General features: G+C 61.6%; 16 protein-coding genes. 3 read left to right on the plus strand and 13 right to left on the minus strand.

Going from position 1 to position 18,910, the window contains the following annotated elements; translation table 11 throughout:
* Positions 1–60: 60 nt before the first annotated feature.
* The 4 genes from NPS47_RS15665 to NPS47_RS15680 all read right to left on the minus strand — a co-directional run bounded on the left by NPS47_RS15665 (position 61) and on the right by NPS47_RS15680 (position 3,848).
* Complete coding sequence (locus NPS47_RS15665; protein WP_274295765.1) at positions 61–1,140, minus strand: polyamine ABC transporter substrate-binding protein; 1,080 nt, start codon at positions 1,138–1,140, stop codon at positions 61–63.
* A 54-nt stretch (positions 1,141–1,194) separates the two neighbouring features.
* Positions 1,195–1,536 carry a cupin domain-containing protein gene (locus tag NPS47_RS15670; RefSeq protein WP_274295766.1) on the minus strand — a complete coding sequence of 114 codons (342 nt, stop codon included), beginning with the start codon at positions 1,534–1,536 and terminating at the stop codon, positions 1,195–1,197.
* Between the two features lie 32 nt (positions 1,537–1,568).
* Positions 1,569–2,975 carry an NAD(P)/FAD-dependent oxidoreductase gene (locus NPS47_RS15675; RefSeq protein ID WP_274295767.1) on the minus strand — a complete coding sequence of 469 codons (1,407 nt, stop codon included), beginning with the start codon at positions 2,973–2,975 and terminating at the stop codon, positions 1,569–1,571.
* Between the two features lie 63 nt (positions 2,976–3,038).
* Positions 3,039–3,848, minus strand: coding sequence for a helix-turn-helix domain-containing protein (locus NPS47_RS15680; protein WP_274295768.1), 810 nt, complete (start codon positions 3,846–3,848; stop codon positions 3,039–3,041).
* Between the two features lie 249 nt (positions 3,849–4,097).
* On the opposite strand from NPS47_RS15680, the gene NPS47_RS15685 reads away from it, so the two are divergent.
* A complete protein-coding gene (locus tag NPS47_RS15685) occupies positions 4,098–5,000 on the plus strand; it encodes a hypothetical protein (RefSeq protein WP_274295769.1) in 903 nt (300 codons plus the stop codon).
* Between the two features lie 199 nt (positions 5,001–5,199).
* On the opposite strand, the gene NPS47_RS15690 is transcribed toward NPS47_RS15685, so the two are convergent.
* From NPS47_RS15690 to NPS47_RS15730, 9 genes are all read right to left on the minus strand, one after another.
* The gene (locus NPS47_RS15690; RefSeq protein WP_274295770.1) at positions 5,200–6,168 is read right to left on the minus strand and encodes a peptide ABC transporter ATP-binding protein; all 969 of its coding nucleotides are present in this window, start codon (positions 6,166–6,168) and stop codon (positions 5,200–5,202) included.
* Complete coding sequence (locus NPS47_RS15695; protein ID WP_274295771.1) at positions 6,168–7,136, minus strand: ABC transporter ATP-binding protein; 969 nt, start codon at positions 7,134–7,136, stop codon at positions 6,168–6,170. The genes NPS47_RS15690 and NPS47_RS15695 overlap by 1 nt, the downstream gene beginning before the upstream one ends.
* Before the next feature lie 10 nt (positions 7,137–7,146).
* Positions 7,147–8,076, minus strand: coding sequence for an ABC transporter permease subunit (locus NPS47_RS15700; RefSeq protein WP_274295772.1), 930 nt, complete (start codon positions 8,074–8,076; stop codon positions 7,147–7,149).
* A 10-nt stretch (positions 8,077–8,086) separates the two neighbouring features.
* A complete protein-coding gene (locus NPS47_RS15705; protein WP_038614460.1) occupies positions 8,087–9,097 on the minus strand; it encodes an ABC transporter permease subunit in 1,011 nt (336 codons plus the stop codon).
* A gap of 74 nt (positions 9,098–9,171) precedes the next feature.
* Positions 9,172–10,767, minus strand: a complete 1,596-nt coding sequence (locus NPS47_RS15710; protein WP_274295773.1) for an ABC transporter substrate-binding protein — start codon at positions 10,765–10,767, stop codon at positions 9,172–9,174.
* Between the two features lie 75 nt (positions 10,768–10,842).
* Positions 10,843–12,168 carry an OprD family porin gene (locus NPS47_RS15715; RefSeq protein WP_274295813.1) on the minus strand — a complete coding sequence of 442 codons (1,326 nt, stop codon included), beginning with the start codon at positions 12,166–12,168 and terminating at the stop codon, positions 10,843–10,845.
* A gap of 216 nt (positions 12,169–12,384) precedes the next feature.
* Positions 12,385–13,977: an ABC transporter substrate-binding protein gene (locus NPS47_RS15720; RefSeq protein ID WP_274295774.1), complete on the minus strand. Its 1,593-nt coding sequence runs from the start codon at positions 13,975–13,977 to the stop codon at positions 12,385–12,387.
* 252 nt (positions 13,978–14,229) lie between these two features.
* Complete coding sequence (locus NPS47_RS15725) at positions 14,230–15,855, minus strand: ABC transporter substrate-binding protein (protein ID WP_274295775.1); 1,626 nt, start codon at positions 15,853–15,855, stop codon at positions 14,230–14,232.
* A gap of 311 nt (positions 15,856–16,166) precedes the next feature.
* Positions 16,167–16,877 (minus strand): SIMPL domain-containing protein, encoded by a 711-nt coding sequence (locus NPS47_RS15730; protein ID WP_274295776.1) that lies wholly within the window; start codon positions 16,875–16,877, stop codon positions 16,167–16,169.
* A 202-nt stretch (positions 16,878–17,079) separates the two neighbouring features.
* Here NPS47_RS15730 and NPS47_RS15735 point away from each other — a divergent pair, with 202 nt between their 5' ends.
* Entirely contained in the window at positions 17,080–18,336 is a 1,257-nt protein-coding gene (locus tag NPS47_RS15735) for an ATP-binding protein (protein ID WP_107023588.1), read from the plus strand.
* On the plus strand, positions 18,336–18,896 hold the full coding sequence (locus NPS47_RS15740) for a response regulator transcription factor (RefSeq protein ID WP_038614443.1): 561 nt from the start codon (positions 18,336–18,338) through the stop codon (positions 18,894–18,896). The genes NPS47_RS15735 and NPS47_RS15740 overlap by 1 nt, the downstream gene beginning before the upstream one ends.
* Positions 18,897–18,910 lie beyond the last annotated feature (14 nt).

The raw sequence follows: 18,910 nt of genomic DNA on the forward strand, positions 1-18,910 counted from the left end.
GCCCGCTCCCACCGGTATATCACTACCCCCCGGTGGGAGCGGGCTTGCCCCGCGATTGTCTCAATTCCCCGCTTTGATACTGGTCCAGATCCGCGTCCGAATACGGTCGATCTTGGCCGGCATCGCCTCCAGGGCATACAGCTTGCCGAGCATCTCGTCGCTCGGGTAGATCATGGTGTTGGCCTTCAACGCCGGATCCACCAGAGTGTCAGCCTTGAGGTTGCCGTTGGCGTACTGCACATGGTCGCTGATGTTGGCCATCACCTCCGGTTGCAGCAGGTAGTTCATGTAGGCGTAACCGGCTTTTTCATCCGGGGCATCGGCCGGCATGGCAACCATGTCGAACCACATCGGCGCACCTTCCTTGGGAATCGAATAACCGACCTGTACGCCGTTGTTGGCTTCCTCTGCACGGTTCTTGGCCTGCAGCACGTCCCCCGAGAAACCCACCACCACGCAGATATCGCCGTTGGCCAGGTCACCGGTGTATTTCGATGAATGGAAGTAGCTGATGTACGGGCGCACCTTCATCAGCAGTTCTTTGGCTTTGTCGTAGTCCTTCGGGTCCTGGCTGTGGTGCGGCAGGCCCAGGTAGTTGAGGGCGATCGGCAGCAGCTCCGGACCGTTGTCCAGCACCGCTACGCCGCAACCCTTGAGTTTGCTGATGTACTCGGGCTTGAAGATCAGGTCCCAGGAATCCACCGGGGCATCGTCGCCCAGCACCGCCTTGACCTTGTCGATGTTGTAGCCGATCCCGGTACTGCCCCACAGATACGGGAAGCCATACTGGTTACCCGGATCGTTGACCTCCAGCGCCTTGAGCAGCACCGGATTGAGGTTCTGCCAGTTCGGCAGCTGGCTCTTGTCGAGTTTTTTCAGCGCTTTGCCCTGGATCTGCCGGGCCATGAAGTGGTTGGACGGGAATACCACGTCGTAGCCGGAGTTGCCGGTCATCAGCTTGCCGTCGAGGGTTTCGTTGCTGTCGAAGACGTCGTAGGTCGGCACGATACCGCTGGCTTGCTGGAAGTTCTTCAGGGTATCGGGGGCGATGTAGCTGGACCAGTTGTAGATTTTCACCGAGTCGGCCGCCTGGGCCACAGCGGTAGCCAGCAACAGGGGGGCGATGAGCAATGCGCGCATGTCTGGATTCCTTGCTTTGTCTGTTTTTATCGAAGGAGGCAGGCGATCAAACGATCAGAAAATCAGTACGTAGGTTTTGCGCACGGTTTCCTCAATGTCCCAGATACCCGTGCTGTTGGCCGGCAGCATGATGGCGTCGCCGGCTTCGATGGTCAGTGGCTCGCCACCGTCGGGGGTGAAGGTGCAGCGGCCCTTGATGAAGTGGCAGAACTCCTGCTGGACAATCTGCCGACGCCAGCGCCCCGGGGTGCATTCCCAGATGCCGGTTTCAACGCCGTCGCTGCGCTCGACAGCGGTCACCGAGGCAATCGAAACCGGCTCGCCGAGGGGCACGGCGACGGGGTTGGACTCTTGCAAAGCGACAGTGTCGGTGTTCTTGAACTGGGTAATGCTCATACCGGTGGATCCTGTGCAGGGGGAACGAAAAGTCAGCGCATGAAACCTTCCATGAAGTCCGCCACGCCACTGGCCAGGCGTCGGCGCCAGGGGGCGCTGGCCGGGTCGGCGAGGGTCTGGTCCTCATGGACGAAACTCTTGATGATGGCGTTGTAGCCCAGCCAGCGGCACGGCTCCGGCTCCCAGCCTTTGAGGCTGGACAGCGTGCTGTCAGGGTGAACCCAGGGTTGTTCGGTCAGCTCGCTGCGCCGTTCAAGAATCAGCTCGGCCAGCGTCCGTCCGCCCAGGTTGCTGGCGCCGACGCCTTCGCCGCCGTAGCCACCGGCCAGGGCAATGCCTTGCTTGCGGTCACACAGCATGTGCGGCTGGAAGCGCCGGGCCATGCCCAGGTTGCCGCCCCAGGCGTGGGTGATGGCGACGTCCTTGAGCTGCGGGAACAGCTCGCCGAACAGGTAGCGACGCAGTTCGATCTCGCTGCTGGTAAGGTCGAAGTTTTCCCGCAGACGACCGGCAAAGCGGTAGCCACCACGGGCGCCGAACACCAGACGGTTGTCGGCGCTGCGCTGACCATAGGTGACCTGGCGGCTGTTTTCGCTGAAGGCCTGGCCGCGATTGAGGCCGATCTTCTGCCAGACATCCTCCGGTAGTGGCTCGGTGGCGACCAGCAGACTTTGCACGGGCATCTGGTAATGGCCCAGCGGCGGCAGGCTGACCGAGTAGCCCTCGACCGCCGGTACCAGCCACTGACACTTGATTCGTGCCTGCGCGGTACGGACTTCGCCTGCACGCCAGTCGAGTACCGGGCTGTTTTCGTACAGGCGCACGCCCATGCCTTCCACCGTCCGCGCCAGGCTGCGCACCAGTTTGGCCGGTTGAATGGTTGCCACATTGGAATTGAAGATCGCCCCGTAGGCTTTTCTGACGCGCAGCTGGCTGGCCAGTTGCTCAGGGCTCAGCCAGCAGTAGTCGGCTTCGTTCAGGCCTTGCTTGTAGAGCTTGTCCAGATAGGCGCGCAGGCTGGCTTGCTGTTCTGGATAACGTGCCGCGCAATACAGCACGCCGCCCTTGCGATAGTCGCAGTCGATTGCTTCGCGTTCGAGTACGCGCTGCACTTCGTCGGGGATGCCATGCAGCAAGTCATAGGAGGCCCGGCGTTGCTCGGGGGAACTGGCCGCGAGCAGGCGATCCTCGCCGAGCAGATTGCCCATCAGCCAGCCGCCATTGCGGCCGGAGGCACCGAAGCCGGCGATATTGGCTTCGACGATGGCGATGTTCAGCTGCGGGGCTTGGCGTTTCAGGTAGTAGGCGGTCCACAGCCCGGTGTAGCCGGCGCCGATGATGCAGACATCCACGTCCAGGTCCTGCTGCAGGGCCGCACGTACGCTCAGCGTCTCATCCAGCTGGTCCATCCAAAGGCTGATCTTGCGCCATGCCTGCATTGTTTCGGCTCCACATCCGTTACGGTCTGTGGGCGATCCTAGAAGCTGCCAGGGGGCGCTGTCTTAGCTGCGTGCACGCAGAGAATTCTGCTTGACCCAGGCCTTGGGCGAGAGCCCGGTGTGCTGACGGAAACACTTGTAGAACGCCGACAGCGAATTGAAACCGGCAGCAAAGGCCAGGTCGTCGACCTTGGCGTTGGCAGGCGCTTGCTCCAGGCCATCGAGCAGATGCTGCAGACGCGCCTGGTTGACGTAGCGGTAGAAGCTCTGGCCGAGCACCTGGTTGAGCAGGTAGGAAATCTGGTTGCGGCTGTAGCCGCTGGCGTCAGCAACCTGTTGCAGGTCCAGCTCCGGGTCGAGGTAGGGGCGCTGGCGCTGAAAGTAGTGCTCCAGGTCCTGGGCCATGGTCGACAGCTGGCGGGGCGACAGGCCCAGGCGGCTGGTGGCCGGGCGAGGGCCGGAACGGGCGCTGCCATTGCTGTCTCGGCGGATCAGGGTGGCGTATTCATTGACCCGCCAGATCAGCCCGTCCTTCACGGTAATCGCTTCGCTGGACTGGAACGCCACCAGGCCTTCGCCACCCTGGACCGTGACCTGGTACTGGATGAACGCCGTGCAGCCGTCGACACGGATGCGGTCGCTGTGAACGATGTCTTCGCCCGCCTCATGGGGCAGGCAGGCACGTACGTAATCGCGCAGCTCGCTGTAGCCGAGCACGCGGTTCTGGAAGAAGTCGTGGTACTGAACGTCCGGGTGATAGAGCGCGATCACGCCGTCGAGGTCGCGATGCTTCCAGCACAGGTGGTAGCGCAGGACGGTGTCGGCGGTAATCGGGGTTTGTTCGGGGCCGTCGGCGAGCGTGGTCAGGGTCATGGAGAGATAGTGCCGGGGGCTCGGCTTTGACACAAGTCCAACGGGGCCTGAGGAAAACTGCCGGCATTCATTGCATAAACCCTGAGTCGGGAACGGCCATCCGGGTGTTTTGCACGATCCGTGAATTAAGCCGAAATCTAAGCCATTGATTATTCTCCAGGATATTTTTTGACACATTTGGCACAGCGCCTGCACCGTTTTCAGAGCAAGCCAACTGGATCTGTTGTTCACGACTAAAGGCGCTATCTCATGATTACTTCTGCCGAACTGTCATCCGTTGCTACTGACGCCCCCAATCGCTCGGGCGTATCGTGGGCGGCGATTTTCGCCGGCGCCGCCGCCGCTGCTGCCCTCTCGTTGATTCTGCTGGTCCTGGGCGCGGGGCTGGGATTCGCGGCCACTTCGCCCTGGGCTGACGAAGGCGCCAGCGCCGAAGCCCTGGGCATCTCGACCATCATCTGGCTGCTGCTGACGCAGATTCTTGCCTCAGGGCTCGGTGGTTACATTGCCGGCCGCTTGCGGGTGAAATGGGCCAACCTGCATGGCGATGAAGTGTATTTTCGCGACACGGCCCATGGCTTTCTCGCCTGGGCGGTGGCCACGCTGGTGGCGGCCATGTTGATCGTGGGCAGCGCTGGCGGCCTGGTCAGCGCAGGCGCGCAAGCGGGAGCAGGGGCAATGGCCGCAGCGTCCACCGTTGTGGCCAAGTCCGACCCCATGGGCTATTTCGTCGACAGCCTGTTCCGTAGTGAAACCCCGAATACAGTCAATGAAGACGCTGCCAACGGCGTGGCGGGGCGAATTCTGGCCAGGACAATCGCTCAAGGTGGTGCGCTGGGTGAAGCCGACCGTACCTATCTGGCCCAACTGGTCGCCCAGCGTATCGGCGTGAGCCAGGTCGAGGCCGAGGCACGCGTCGATCAAGTCTTCGCGCAGATCCAGCAAGCCAAGGTCCAGGCGCAGCAGGCGGCTGATACCGCCGCCAAGGTGGCGGCATGGACTGCTCTATGGACCTTTGTTGCCCTGCTGTGCGGCGCGTTCTTTGCCAGCTTCGCGGCGCTGTTCGGTGGCCGTCAGCGCGACCAGGTGCAGTGGCTGGAGGGTGATGCGGCGGACTACACCGCTCGGCACGCTAGCGCACCGATTCGATAACGCTTCAACCAACGAGGAGAACTGTCATGCGCTCTGTATTGCTATGGATGCTCGGGGTTCCTATTCCGGTCATCATTCTGATCGCGATTTTTATGCATTGAAGGGTAATGGTGAATACCCCAGTGGGAGCGGGCTTGCCCCGCGATTGCGGTATGACTGATAGACCGCAATCGCGGGGCAAGCCCGCTCCTACCGGGAGTTAGAGGAACTGCTCGGCGTAATGACACGCCACTTGCCGCGTCCCCACCTGCCGGAACACCGGCTCTTCCGCCGCACAACGCTCGGTGGCATACGGGCAGCGTTTGTGGAACGCGCAACCCGGTGGTGGATTCAAGGGGTTGGGCAGCTCGCCGGCGATCTTGATCTTCGGCTTGAGCGGGTCCGGGTGAATGGTCGGGGTGGCCGACAGCAGCGCCTGGGTGTAGGGGTGCAACGGCTTGTTGTAGATATCTTCCTTGGGCCCCATTTCCGCCGGCCGGCCCAGGTACATCACCAGCACCTGGTCGGCGACATGACGCACCACCGCCAGGTTGTGCGAGATGAACACGTAGGCGGTGTTGAACTCTTTCTGCAGGTCCATGAACAGGTTCAGCACCTGGGCCTGGATCGACACGTCGAGCGCCGAGGTCGGCTCATCGGCCACCAGCACTTTCGGTTGCAGCATCATCGCCCGGGCCAGGGCGATGCGCTGGCGCTGACCACCGGAAAACATGTGCGGATAACGCTGGTAATGCTCCGGGCGCAGGCCGACCTGTTGCATCATGGCCTGGACCTTTTCCCGCCGTTCGCTCTTCGACAGGCTGGTGTTGATCAGCAGCGGTTCGGCCAGCTGGTCACCGATCTTCTGCCGTGGGTTGAGCGAGGCGTAGGGGCTCTGGAACACCATTTGCACGTCTTTGCGCAGTTGCTTGCGCTGGGCCTTGTTGGCGCCTGCGACTTCCTGGCCGGCAATTTTCAGCGAGCCGGAAGAGGGTTCCTCGATCAGCGTCAGGGCCCGCGCCAGGGTCGATTTGCCACAGCCCGACTCGCCAACCACGGCGAGGGTCTTGCCAGCTTCCAGTTCAAAAGACACGCCGTTCAGTGCACGGACCAGGGCATGCCCCTTGAACAGGCCACGGGAAACTTCATAGTGACGGGTCAGTTCACGGGCGGTAAGGACGACGGTCATTACGCCACCTCCTGGTTCAGCGGGTAGAAACAACGGACCTGGCTGTGCGCCTGGGGATCGAGGGTAGGACGCTGGCGGCGGCAGTTGTCCTGCACATACGGGCAACGCGGCGACAGCAGGCAGCCTTCGGGACGGTCGTAACGGCCGGGGACGATACCGGGCAGGGTCGCCAGGCGCTCGGCACCTTCGCTGTGCTCGGGAATCGCCGCCAGCAGCGCTTCGCTGTACGGGTGTGCCGGGACATCGAACAGCTCCGGCACCTGACCGACTTCCACGGCTTGCCCGGCATACATCACACACACCCGTTTGGCGGTTTCGGCAACCACTGCCAGGTCGTGGGTGATCAGGATCAGCGCCATGTTCTGCTCTTTCTGCAGGTTGAGCAGCAGCTCCATGATCTGTGCCTGAATGGTTACGTCGAGGGCGGTGGTCGGTTCGTCGGCGATCAGCAGCTTGGGTTCACCGGCAATGGCCATGGCGATGGCCACACGTTGACTCATGCCGCCCGAGAGTTGATGCGGGTAGGCATCCAGACGGCTTTCGGCTGCTGGAATCTCGACTTTCTTGAGCAGCTCCAGAGCACGTTGACGGGCTGCCTTGCCACGCAGACCGAGGTGCTGACGCAGAACTTCCTCAATCTGAAAACCCACGGTGTAGCTGGGGTTGAGGGCGGTCATCGGGTCCTGGAAGACCATCGCCATATCCTTGCCGACCACCTTGCGTCGCTGCCGGCCGCTGAGCTTGAGCATGTTGCTGCCGTCGAAGGTCAGGGCGTCGGCGGTGATCCGCCCGGGCGCGTCGATCAGGCCCATCAGCGCCATCATGGTCACCGATTTGCCCGAGCCGGACTCGCCGACAATGGCCAGGACTTCGCCTTCGTCTACCGTCAGGTCGAGACCGTCGACCACCGGAACCGCGCTGGCATCGCCGAAGCGCACATTCAGATTCTTGATTTCTAGAAGTGACATGGCGATCTCCTCAGGCGGCATTCTTGAGTTTCGGGTCCAGCGCATCGCGCAGTCCGTCACCCATCAGGTTGATTGCCAGCACGCTGAGCAAAATGGTCAGGCCCGGCAGGCTCACGACCCACCAGGCGCGTTCGATGTAGTCGCGGGCCGAGGCCAGCATGGTGCCCCACTCCGGGGTCGGCGGTTGTACACCGAGGCCAAGGAAGCCCAGGGCCGCGGCATCGAGAATCGCCGAGGAGAAGCTCAAGGTGGCCTGGACGATCAGCGGCGCCATGCAGTTGGGCAGCACGGTGACGAACATCAGGCGCGGCAGGCTGGCACCGGCCAGGCGCGCGGCGGTGACGTAGTCACGGTTCAGTTCACCCATGACCGCGGCACGGGTCAGGCGCACATAGGACGGCAGCGACACGATGGCGATGGCGATCACCGTGTTGAGCAGGCCAGGGCCGAGGATGGCGACGATGGCCACGGCCAGCAGCAGCGATGGCAGCGCCAGCATCACGTCCATCAGGCGCATGATCGACGGGCCGAGAATGCGCGGGAAGAACCCGGCCAGCAGGCCGAGGAAAACCCCCGGGATCAGCGAGATCAGCACCGACGACAGGCCGATCAGCAGCGACAGGCGCGAGCCCTGGATCAGGCGGGAGAGCAGGTCGCGGCCCAGTTCGTCGGTGCCGAGAATGAACTGCCAGTTACCGCCTTCGAGCCACACTGGCGGGGTCAGCAGAAAGTCGCGGTATTGCTCGCTGGGGTTGTGTGGCGCCACCCAGGGCGCGAACAGCGCACAGAACACGATCAGGCTCATGAACATCAGCCCGGCGACCGCGCCTTTATTGCGCGAAAACGCCTGCCAGAATTCTTTGTAGGGCGAGGGGTAGAGCAGGCTCTGGTCGACAGCGGTGGCCGGCGTGGTGACGGTCTTTGCAATTGGGGTTGTCATGGCGGGGCCCTCAGCGCTGATGACGGATGCGTGGGTTGGCCAGGCCGTAGAGGATATCCACGACGAAGTTGACCAGGATCACCAGGCAGGCAATCAACAGGATGCCGTTCTGTACCACGGGGTAATCACGGGCGCCGATGGCTTCGATCAGCCATTTGCCGATGCCCGGCCAGGAAAAGATGGTTTCGGTCAGTACTGCGCCGGCCAGCAAGGTGCCGACCTGCAGGCCGAATACGGTGAGCACCGGAATCAAGGCGTTGCGCAGGCCATGCACGAACACCACCCGCGCCGGCGACAGGCCTTTGGCCCGGGCGGTGCGGATGTAGTCTTCGCGCAGCACTTCGAGCATCGACGAGCGGGTCATCCGGGCGATCACCGCCAGTGGAATGGTACCGAGGACGATGGCCGGCAGAATCAGGTGCATCAGGGCGTCCTTGAACGCGCCTTCTTCATCGCTGAGCAGGGTATCGATGAGCATGAAGCCGGTTTTCGGCTCGATGTCGTACAGCAGGTCGATGCGTCCGGACACCGGGGTCCAGCCCAGGCTCACGGAGAAGAACATGATCAGGATCAGGCCCCACCAGAAGATCGGCATCGAATAACCGGCCAGGGAAATGCCCATGACGCCGTGATCGAACAGCGAGCCGCGCTTGAGGGCGGCAATCACCCCGGCCAGCAGGCCGATCACCCCGGCGAAAAACAACGCCGCGATGGCCAGTTCCAGGGTCGCCGGGAACAGCGCGAGGAACTCGGTCCAGACGCTTTCGCGGGTGCGCAGCGATTCACCCAGATCGCCCTGGGCAAGCTTGCCGATATAGTCCAGGTACTGCGCTGGCAGCGGCTTGTTCAAGCCGAGGCGCTCCATGGCCTGGGCGTGCATCTCGGGGTCCACCCGGCGCTCGCCCATCATGACTTCCACCGGGTCACCGGGTATCAGCCGTATGAGCGCGAACGTCAGCAAGGTGATGCCGAAAAAGGTCGGGATCAGTAATCCCAGGCGCCGGGCAATAAAACTAAACATCTTCTGGTGTACCTCATCAGCCGGTCAGGCATGTCCGCCAGCACCCGGGTAGGGGGCCGGCGGCCGTTCTTGTTCTACTTCACCTGGGTAGTGGCGAAGTTGTTATTGGTGAGGGGGTTGATGTGGTACCCCTCAACGTTGTTGCGCATGGCGGTGAACATCTTCGGATGCGCCATGCTGATCCACGGTTGGTCTTCATCGTACACCGCCAGCGCCTTTACATAGAGCGCTGCACGCTCATCCGTGTCGGTTACCTTGCGGGCGTCGTCGATCAACGCCTGGAATTTCTGATTGCACCAGCGGGCATAGTTCTCGCCGCTTTTCACCGCATCGCAGCTGAGCAGCGGGGTGAGGAAGTTGTCCGGGTCGCCGTTGTCGCCTGCCCAGCCGGTTGAAACCATGTCGGGCTCGCCCTTCTTGGCGCGGCGCAGCATTTCGGCCCATTCCATCACCCTTATATCGACTTTCAGGCCGATCTTGGCCAGGTCGGCCTGGAGCATCTGCGCGCTCAACTGTGGGTTGGGGTTGGTTGGGCCACCGCCATTGCGGGTGAACAGGGTCAGCACCGCGCCTTCCGGTACCCCGGCTTCCTTGAGCAGCGCGCGGGCCTTGTCGAGGTCGCGGGGCGGGTTCTGGTTGGCGGTGTTGTAACCCATCAGGGTCGGTGGATAAGGGTTGATGCCCACCAGCGCATTGCCTTTGCCGAACAGCTGGTCGACGTGGGTCTGGCGGTCGAAGGCCATGTTGATGGCTTTGCGTACACGCACGTCGCTGAGGTATTTGTGCTCGGTGTTGAGCGAGATGTAACCGGTGGTCAGGGCTTCCATCTCGGCGACTTTCAGCTTGGGGTCGGCCTTGATGCTGGGGATGTCGTCGGGCTTGGGGTACAGCGCCACCTGGCATTCATTGGCCTTGAGCTTCTGCAGGCGCACATTGTTGTCGCTGGCGATGGCGAAAATCAGCGCATCGGCTGGCGGCTTGCCACGGAAGTAATCGGGGTTGGGCTTGTAGCGGACCTGGGCGTCCTTGACGTAGCGCTGGAAGATGAACGGGCCGGTGCCAATCGGTTTGCTATTGAGATCGGCGGTCTTGTTGGCCTTGAGCAGCTGGTCGCCGTACTCGGCGGAATAGATCGAGGTGAAGGCCATGGCCAGGTCAGGCAGGAACGGCGCCTCCGGGCGGGTGAGGGTGAAGACCACGGTGTAATCGTCGGTTTTCTCGACGCTCTTGAGCAGGTCCTTGAAGCCCATGCTTTCAAAATAGGGGAAGCCGATGCTGGTCTTGTTGTGCCACGGGTGGTTCGGGTCCAGCTGACGTCGGAAACTCCACAGCACGTCGTCGGCATTCATCTCGCGGGTCGGGGTGAAGTAGTCGGTGGTGTGGAACTTCACCCCTTGGCGCAGGTGGAAAGTGTAGGTCAGGCCGTCGTCGCTGATCTCCCAGCGCTCGGCCAGGGCCGGCTGGATCTCGGTGGTGCCGGGCTTGAAGTCGACCAGGCGGTTGAACACGGTTTCGGCTGAGGCGTCAGCGGTCACCGCCGTGGTGTACTGGACGATATCGAAGCCTTCCGGGCTGGCCTCGGTACAGACCACCAGCGGCTTGGCCGCCAGGCCCGCCGCAGCGCTCAACAGGACGGCTGCCAGGGCAGCCTGAAGCGGTAGCAATTTCATGAAACCTCCCTGCTATCAATTAAGCCAGCGTAGTCGCCCCGACCGGTTCGGTGAACCGGCCGCGACAACTGACGCTTAGAGAATGTTGAATGGAATGGTGGTCACGATCCGCAGCTCGTCGAGGCTGCCGTCGCCCTGGTTCTTGCTGGCCCGGTGCGCGGTGTAGGTGGCGCGGATGGTGGTGTCCTTGAGTGAGCCGCTCTGTACCGCGTAGGTGGTACCGATACCCCACTCGTAGTGGTTCTCGTCGTCCAGCTTCTTCACGTCATAGCCGGTGCCGGTGTAGTGGGTGCCATCGATGCCCCAGCCGCGGGCGTTGTACAGGTTGAATTTCAGGCCGGGTACACCGTACTGGGCCATGTTCAGCACATAGGCGATCTGCATCGATTTCTCGTTCGGGCCGTTGAAGTCCGAAAGCAGGGAGTTGGCCAGGTAGATCGCGTTGGTGTCGTGCAGGTAATCGAAGTATTCGTTACCGTTGACCTGCTGGTAGGAGAAGCTCAGGTTGTGTGCCTGGTGCGTCAGGCCGAACGACAGACTGTAGGTGTCGTTGTCGATCTCGCCGAGCTGGCTTTTGCCTTCATCTTTGGTCTTGTAGTAGTTCAGGCCGGTGGTAAGGCTCAGCACCGAGCTGTCGCCCAATACGTGGTTGGCACCGAAATAGTACTGGTTCCACAAGTCTTCGACGTTGGACACGTAGAAGCTGGTACTCAGGCTCTTCAGTGGCTGGTAGTTCACACCGGCGATGTTGACGTGATCGGCTTCGAAGGCGCGATCACCGTATTCGGCGACAAATTTGCTGGTGCCTTGTTCGGTCCGCGTTGAAAGGCGGTCGAAGGTGCCGATATCGAAGGACAGGTTGTCGAATTCTTCGCTGCGCAGGGTTACGCCCTCGAAGCTCGACGGCAAGGCACGGTTGCCGATGTAGGCGATGACCGGGGTGTCGATGGACTGGCGGCCGGCGGTCAGGGTGGTGTTGGAGACACGGGCCTTGACGTTGGCCAGGCCCAGCTTGCTCCACTGACTGATAACGTCACCGTCACTGTGGGTCAGGGTACGGTTGTTCGGCCCGGCCACGGCTGCGCGGCCCTGTTCAAGGGCAATGGCGTTGTAGGCGGCGACTTCGGTGGCGAAGCCGATAGCGCCCTCGGTGAAGCCCGAGCTGTAGTTGAGGATGGTGCCTTGCACCCAGTTGTCCCGGCTGTGGGTGTCGTGAAGGCTGCCGTCGCTTTTGCGGTACTTCCACAGCGGTGCACGGGTGGCGCGTTCGCGGGCGTACCAGTTGCGGGTCGAGCCGGACAGGCTCTGGCCTTCGATGAAGCCTTTGGCTTCGCTCTGGGCGCTGGTGGATTTGACGCTGACCGGAACAAAGTCCTGGCTAACGGGTTCGGCCTGGGCCATGGCTGACAGGCCACTCAAGGACAATGCCAGTACTGCGGTTTTGGTTGGTCTCAAGGTAAAGCTCCCTTTCTTCTCTTTTTTTGCCGCCGGGCCTTGTGAGCTGGGCGTCTTTTTGGGTGGAACAAGGGTTGCAATCGTTTGCTCGACGACAATCGGGCATATTCGGGCTGCAAGCGTTCGCGGGAGTGGGTTGCACTCCCTTGAACGTTGCCGGGGTTAATCGAGGCTTACGCCAGAAAAGACGTTGCGCCCGAAGGGGCTTACCTTGAAGTCCTCGACCTTGGCACTGAGCGGCTGGTTGACCGTCGAGTGGGCGATCGGGGTAATCGGCACCTGCTGCTTGAGGCGCTGCTGGGCCTGTTGATAAAGCACGGTGCGTTGCTCGCGATCGGTGATGGTCTTGGCTTTCTTGACCAGCGCGTCGTATTGCGGGTCGCACCACATGGAGTAGTTGTTGCTGCCGATGGCGTCGCAGCTGTACAGCGTGCCCAGCCAGTTGTCCGGGTCACCGTTGTCGCCGGTCCAGCCGATCAGCGAGATATCGTGTTCGCCGTCCTTGGTGCGCTTGAGGTATTCGCCCCATTCGTAGCTGACGATCTTCACCTTCAGGCCGACCTTGCCCCAGTCGGCCTGGAGCATTTCGGCCATCAGCTTGGCGTTGGGGTTGTAGGGGCGTTGCACGGGCATGGCCCAGAGGGTGATTTCGGTACCTTCCTTGACCCCGGCGGCCTTGAGCAGCTCGCGAGCCTTGTCCGGGTTGTAGCCGGCGTCCTTGATGGTTTCGTCGTAGGACCACTGGGTCGGCGGCATGCTGCCCACCGCCAGTTGCCCGGCCTGCTGGTACACCGCCTTGACGATGGCCGGTTTGTTCACCGCCATGTCCATCGCCTGGCGTACTTCGAGCTGGTCGAAGGGTTTGTGCTGAACGTTGTAAGCGATGTAGCCAAGGTTGAAACCGGGTTTTTCGATGACCTGCAGCTGCGGGTCATTTTTCAACGCATCAAGGTCGGCCGGGCGTGGGTGCAGGGTGATTTGGCACTCGTTCTTGCGCAGCTTCTGGATGCGCACCGAAGGGTCGATGTTGATCGAGAAGATCAGCTGCTCGAGCTTGACCTGCGCCGGGTCCCAGTAGTCCTTGTTGCCGCGGTAGCGGATCTGCGAATCCTTCTGGTAACGCTGGAACACGAACGGGCCGGTACCGATCGGTTTCTGGTTGATGTCGCTGGGGCGTCCGGAGGTCATCAACTGGTGGGCGTACTCGGCTGACAGGATGGCGGCGAAACTCATCGCCAGGTTCTGCACGAAGGCGGCGTCAACGCTGTTGAGGGTGAACACCACGGTCATCGGCGTGGTCTTCTCGACCCGGGCAATATTCTTGTCCAGGCTCATGCCGACGAAGTAGGGGAACTCGGTGGGGTAGGCCTTGCGAAACGGATGTTCCCTGTCGAGCATGCGATTGAAGGTGAACAGCACGTCGTCGGCATTCATCTCGCGGCTTGGGGTGAAATCCTTGTTGCGGTGAAACTTCACGCCTTCACGCAGGTGGAAGGTGTAGGTCAGGCCGTCATCGGACACTTCCCAGCTTTTTGCCAGGGCCGGTTTGACCGCAGTGGCCCCGCGTTCGAACTCGACCAGACGGTTGTAGATCGGCTCGGCGGCGTCGTTGTCGGTGGCACTGGTGTACTGCGCGGTGTCGAAACCGCCGGGGCTGCCTTCGGAGCAGAACACCAGGCTCTTGGCCAGGCTCACAGGGGCCTGGGTAAGCAGGCCGAGGCCCAGTAACGCTGCAAAAATGGGTGTATGGCGCATAACGATCCTTGATTTCTTGTTGTTTTGAGCGGTCCATGGCGCACAGCCGTACAAATCGCGCCAACTGCGACGCTGCCTTGACGGTAGAGCCGTCATGGCGTTGTCGGTAGGTACGATTACGCAAGGATGTGTAGGAGGTGTCCGATAGCGCGAGGCGACGATTCCGTGTCGATGCGCTAGCGGTTGACCTGCCAGGCCACCAGGTCATGGCTCCGGACGCCAGGCGGTGTCCGGAGTCAGAGCAGGTGGCTGCTATTTGCTCACGCTTACCCCATAGAAGGAGTTCAAGCCGAACGGGCTGATCTTGAAGTCCTGTACGGTGCTGCGCATCGGTTGATACACCGTCGAGTGGGCGATCGGTGTCATCGGCACCTGGTCTTTGAGGCGGTGCTGGGCTTGCTTGTACAGCTCGGTACGCTTGGCCTGGTCGGAGGTGGCCTTGGCCTGCTTGATCAGGTCGTCGTAGGGCTTGTCGCACCATTTGGAGAAGTTGTTGCCGGCAACGGCGTCGCAACCGAACAGGGTGCCGAGCCAGTTGTCCGGGTCACCGTTGTCACCGCTCCAGCCAATCAGCATGGCGCCGTTCTCACCGCCTTTGGAGCGCTTGATGTACTCACCCCACTCGTAGCTGACGATCTTGGCGTTGATGCCGATCTTCTTCCAGTCCGACTGGAGCATCTCGGCCATCAGCTTGGCGTTGGGGTTGTAGGGGCGTTGCACCGGCATGGCCCACAGGGTGATTTCGGTACCTTCCTTGACCCCGGCTTCCTTGAGCAGTTGCTTGGCTTTTTCCGGGTCGAACGGTGCGTCCTTGATGGTGGTGTCGTAGGACCATTGGGTCGGCGGCATGGCATTGACCGCCAGTTGGCCGGCGCCCTGGTACACCGACTTGATGATTTCAGGTTTGTTCACCGCCATGTCCAGGGCCTGGCGGACCTTGAGCTGGGCCATCGGGTTGGCTTCGTCGCTGCCCTTGATTTTGTCCATCACGTTGTAGGCGATGTAACCGAGGTTGAAGCCAGCCTGGTCGGGCATCTTCAGGTTCGGGTCAGCCTTGAGCGGCTCGATGTCGGCCGGGCGCGGGAAGAGGGTGACCTGGCACTCGTTTTTCTTGAGTTTCTGCATGCGCACCGAGGCGTCGGTGGTGATGGCGAAGATCAGGTTATCGATCTTCACATCATCGGGCTGCCAGTAGTCCTTGTTGCCCTTGAAGCGGATCTGCGCGTCTTTCTGGTATTTGCTGAACACGAACGGCCCGGTGCCGATCGGTTTCTGGTTGATGTCGGCGGGCTTGCCTTGCTTGAGCAACTGATCGGCGTATTCGGCCGACTGGATCGAGGCGAAGCTCATGGCCAGGTTCTGGATGAACGCGGCATCGACGCCATTGAGGGTGAACTTGACCGTGTGATCGTCGACCTTCTCCACTTTGGCGATGTTCTTGTCCATGCCCATGTCGGTGAAGTACGGGAACTCGGTGGGGTAGGCCTTGCGGAACGGCATGTCCTTGTCGAGCATCCGGTTGAAGGTGAACAGGACGTCGTCGGCGTTGAATTCGCGGGTCGGCTTGAAGAAGTCGGTGGTGTGGAACTTGACCCCTTCACGTAGGTGGAAGGTGTAGGTCAGGCCATCATCGGAAATGTCCCAGCTGGTCGCCAGACCCGGGATGACAGCGGTACCGCCACGCTCGAACTGGCTCAGGCGGTTGAAGACGGTCTCGGCTGAGGCATCGAAGTCGGTTCCGGTGGTGTACTGGCCCGGGTCGAAGCCAGCGGGGCTGCCTTCGGAGCAGAACACCAGGTTAGTCGCCGCGAGGGCAGAAGGTGCGCCGGCAAGCAAGCCTGCGCCGACCAGAAACGGAATGACCGCGTGTTTGAGCATGGTGGCCTCATTGTTGTCATTTTTGATTTGAGGGGGCCTTGTGAGCCGTCCTGCGGATACTTATGCAGGGCCCATACCCAATGCAACACTCAATGGGATGTGTGGCGGCAAACAGTGGAACGAACGTACAGGAATGTCGCATCCGTATAATTTTTTACGGAGTTGAACGTTTGCGAGGGGGTATTTCAGTATGTTTCGGAGACGTTACGGGTAAGGATAGTCACGCCTGGCACCGCAATGGTGCATCGGGTTACCACGCGTAACAGTGTTCGCGGCAGCCGCAGCTGCCACGAATCTGCACACCCGTAACGTTACATCTGGACTTCGATGGTACCGTCGGCGCTGAGGCTGACCTGGCTGGTGCCGGCTTCGATGTCTGGCGCTGGCGCGGCGTCTTCGGCCATGCCGGCTTTCATCATCATAGGAGCGCTTCGCGCATAGGGATGCGGGTAGCCGCTGCTGTTGAGGTTGAGGTTGACCACTTTGTAGCCTTTGCCACCCAGGGCTTCAGTGGCCAGCTGGGCGCGGGTCTTGAAGGCATTGACGGCGTCCTTGAGCAGTTCGTCCTCGCTGGTTTTGCGGGTGGCCGGGGCAATGGAGAAGTCCATGCCGCCCATTTTCAGGTCCTGCAGCAAGGTCCCGGTGAGTTTCGACAGGGCCGGGAAGTCGGCACTTTCCAGGCGCAGTTCGGCGCGCTCGCGCCAGCCGGTGATCTTCTGACCCTTGTTGTCATAGATCGGGTAGCTGTTACGGCTGCCCTGGCTGATTTTCACTTCCTTGACCTCGCGGGCCTGTTGCACCGCTTTATTCATGGTCTCGGTGATCTCCTTGGCCAGCTTGCCCGGATCGGTGTTCTGCGCTTCGCTGTAGAGGGTCACGGTCATCAGGTCGCGGGCCACTTCCTTGCTGACTTCGGCACGCAGCGAGATCTGGTTGTAGCGTGGTTCTTCTGCCAGCGCGGGGAGGCTGGCGAGCAGGCTGGTGGCCATGACGAGGGCGGCGCTGCGGCGGGTGTTAAGCATGTATGACTCCTTGAAAATGAGGCGTGGACGCTGTGAAATCCATTCCACGCAGGCCCATGAGACTCGCAGCAGTGTAGTGAGGTTCAAAATGGCCATCATTGTTATGTAAAAAAGTGTGGCGCTTTGCCGCATGTCTGCAGCGCACAGCATAGCTTCGGTATACTCGCCACGATTCGCCCTGGAGCACTCATCAGGAGAGCTCATGCTCGCCCCCGTACAACTGCTGTCCGCAACCCGTCAGAACCTCTGGCGCCTGACCTTCATCCGCATTCTGGTACTGGCCGCCCAGGCCGGCTCGGTGGGCGTTGCCTACTGGACCGAACTGCTGCCGCTGCCGTGGCTGTCGCTGGTGATCACCCTCGGGCTGTCGAGCCTGCTGTGTGCGTTCACCGCCCTGCGCCTGCGCCTGTCGTTGCCGGTTACGGAGCTGGAATACGCTTTTCAGCTGGCCTGTGACCTGTTGATCCACAGTGCCTTGCTGTATTACTCCGGGGGCTCGACCAACCCCTTCGTGTCCTATTACCTGGTACCGCTGGCGATTGCTGCGGTGACCTTGCCCTGGGTCTATTCCCTGGTCCTCTCGGGCATTGCCCTGGCGGCCTACAGCTTGTTGCTGGTGCAGTTCTACCCGCTGGAGACCTTCCCCATGGCGCGGGAGAAGATGCAGGTCTACGGCATGTGGTTGAGCATTGCCCTGGCGGCGGCGGTGATCACCTTCTTTGCGGCGAAAATGGCCGAAGAACTGCGCCGTCAGGAGCAGCTGCGTGCCGAGCGGCGTGAAGAAGGCCTGCGCGACCAGCAACTGCTGGCGGTTGCCACCCAGGCCGCAGGTGCTGCTCATGAGCTGGGTACACCGCTGGCGACCATGAGCGTGCTGATCAAGGAAATGCGCCAGGACCACAACGACCCGTTGCTGCAGGAAGACCTGGCGGTGCTGCAGGACCAGGTCAAGTTGTGCAAAGAGACCCTGCAGAACCTGGTGCGTGCCGCCGAAGCCAACCGGCGCATGGCGGTGGAAGATCAGGAGGTCACGGCCTGGCTGGATGAGGCCCTGAACCGCTGGCACCTGATGCGTCCCGAGGCCAGTTACCGTTTTCAGCGTCTGGGGCAGGGCAGTGTGCCGCGCCTGGCGCCACCGCCTGACCTGACCCAGGCGTTGCTGAACCTTTTGAACAATGCAGCCGATGCCTGTCCGGACGAGCTTGAAGTACGCCTGGACTGGGATGCGCAGGATATGGTGATCAGCATCCGCGACCATGGTCCGGGCGTGCCGGTGGCCATTGCCGAGTCGATCGGCAAACCCTTCTTTACCACCAAGGGCAAAGGCTTCGGCCTGGGCCTGTTCTTGAGCAAGGCCAGCGTGACCCGTGCTGGCGGCTCGGTAAAACTCTATAGTCATGAGGAAGGCGGTACGCTCACCGAGCTGCGCCTGCCGCGTGACGCGCGAGGAGATGTGTGATGAGTGATGAAATCCAGGTTGAAGGCGAAGAGCTCCCGCACCTGTTGCTGGTAGATGATGACGCCACCTTTACCCGCGTCATGGCCCGGGCCATGAGCCGCCGTGGTTTTCGCGTGAGCACCGCGGGGTCCGCTGAAGAGGGATTGCTGCTGGCTCAGCAGGATGTACCGGACTACGCCACCCTGGACCTGAAGATGGATGGCGACTCGGGCCTGGTGTTGTTGCCCAAGCTGCTCGAGCTCGACCCGGAAATGCGCGTGGTGATCCTCACCGGTTACTCGAGCATCGCCACTGCCGTGGAGGCCATCAAGCGCGGTGCCTGCAACTACCTGTGCAAACCGGCCGACGCCGATGACGTACTGGCTGCGTTGCTGTCCGAGCATGCTGACCTGGACAGCCTGGTACCGGAAAACCCGATGTCGGTCGACCGCCTGCAGTGGGAGCACATTCAGCGGGTGCTGACCGAGCACGAAGGCAACATCTCCGCCACCGCCCGAGCGCTGGGCATGCATCGGCGCACCTTGCAGCGCAAACTGCAGAAGCGTCCGGTTCGCCGCTGAGGCACTCATACACC

Origin of the sequence: Pseudomonas putida (assembly GCF_028682475.1) — a bacterium.
In the GTDB taxonomy this organism is placed as follows: domain Bacteria; phylum Pseudomonadota; class Gammaproteobacteria; order Pseudomonadales; family Pseudomonadaceae; genus Aquipseudomonas; species Aquipseudomonas putida_AG.

What these genes read in the sequence shown, in the direction of transcription:
- NPS47_RS15665 (WP_274295765.1), bottom strand. Translation starts at nt 1,140, where the DNA reads ATGCGCGCATTGCTCATCGCCCCCCTGTTGCTGGCTACCGCTGTGGCC.
- NPS47_RS15670 (WP_274295766.1), bottom strand. Translation starts at nt 1,536, where the DNA reads ATGAGCATTACCCAGTTCAAGAACACCGACACTGTCGCTTTGCAAGAG.
- NPS47_RS15675 (WP_274295767.1), bottom strand. Translation starts at nt 2,975, where the DNA reads ATGCAGGCATGGCGCAAGATCAGCCTTTGGATGGACCAGCTGGATGAG.
- NPS47_RS15680 (WP_274295768.1), bottom strand. Translation starts at nt 3,848, where the DNA reads ATGACCCTGACCACGCTCGCCGACGGCCCCGAACAAACCCCGATTACC.
- NPS47_RS15685 (WP_274295769.1), top strand. Translation starts at nt 4,098, where the DNA reads ATGATTACTTCTGCCGAACTGTCATCCGTTGCTACTGACGCCCCCAAT.
- NPS47_RS15690 (WP_274295770.1), bottom strand. Translation starts at nt 6,168, where the DNA reads ATGACCGTCGTCCTTACCGCCCGTGAACTGACCCGTCACTATGAAGTT.
- NPS47_RS15695 (WP_274295771.1), bottom strand. Translation starts at nt 7,136, where the DNA reads ATGTCACTTCTAGAAATCAAGAATCTGAATGTGCGCTTCGGCGATGCC.
- NPS47_RS15700 (WP_274295772.1), bottom strand. Translation starts at nt 8,076, where the DNA reads ATGACAACCCCAATTGCAAAGACCGTCACCACGCCGGCCACCGCTGTC.
- NPS47_RS15705 (WP_038614460.1), bottom strand. Translation starts at nt 9,097, where the DNA reads ATGTTTAGTTTTATTGCCCGGCGCCTGGGATTACTGATCCCGACCTTT.
- NPS47_RS15710 (WP_274295773.1), bottom strand. Translation starts at nt 10,767, where the DNA reads ATGAAATTGCTACCGCTTCAGGCTGCCCTGGCAGCCGTCCTGTTGAGC.
- NPS47_RS15715 (WP_274295813.1), bottom strand. Translation starts at nt 12,168, where the DNA reads ATGGCCCAGGCCGAACCCGTTAGCCAGGACTTTGTTCCGGTCAGCGTC.
- NPS47_RS15720 (WP_274295774.1), bottom strand. Translation starts at nt 13,977, where the DNA reads ATGCGCCATACACCCATTTTTGCAGCGTTACTGGGCCTCGGCCTGCTT.
- NPS47_RS15725 (WP_274295775.1), bottom strand. Translation starts at nt 15,855, where the DNA reads ATGCTCAAACACGCGGTCATTCCGTTTCTGGTCGGCGCAGGCTTGCTT.
- NPS47_RS15730 (WP_274295776.1), bottom strand. Translation starts at nt 16,877, where the DNA reads ATGCTTAACACCCGCCGCAGCGCCGCCCTCGTCATGGCCACCAGCCTG.
- NPS47_RS15735 (WP_107023588.1), top strand. Translation starts at nt 17,080, where the DNA reads ATGCTCGCCCCCGTACAACTGCTGTCCGCAACCCGTCAGAACCTCTGG.
- NPS47_RS15740 (WP_038614443.1), top strand. Translation starts at nt 18,336, where the DNA reads ATGAGTGATGAAATCCAGGTTGAAGGCGAAGAGCTCCCGCACCTGTTG.